A 267-nucleotide genomic window follows, 5' to 3' on the forward strand; every position below is an offset into this window, starting at 1 on the left:
GCCGAGCGTCTTGCGGAGATAGGCGCGGCCCTTCCTGGCATATTCGAGCGGCAGGGCCTTCGCCGGGTCCTGCTCGGCCTCGACGATCAGCCAGCCCGCGTAGTCGACGTCGGCGAGCGCCTGGAAGATCGGCACGAAGTCGATGACGCCGTCGCCGGGCACGGTGAAGATCTCGTCCTCGATCGCCTGCTGGAAGGAGAAGCCCTGCTCCTTCGCCCGCTCGCGCTTGCCGGCGCGCAGGTCCTTCAGGTGCACGTGCTTGATGCG

Annotated in this window: 1 protein-coding gene; it reads right to left on the minus strand. The window is 68.2% G+C overall.

The annotated features are described in order from the left end of the window. Nucleotides 1-267, minus strand: a 267-nt coding sequence (locus tag Q5L94_RS13755) for a TIM barrel protein (protein ID WP_317498917.1), incomplete at both ends; no start/stop codon positions are given.

The sequence above is a fragment of the Idiomarina sp. Sol25 genome (assembly GCF_033052775.1).
Taxonomy (GTDB): Bacteria; Pseudomonadota; Gammaproteobacteria; order Enterobacterales; family Alteromonadaceae; genus Idiomarina.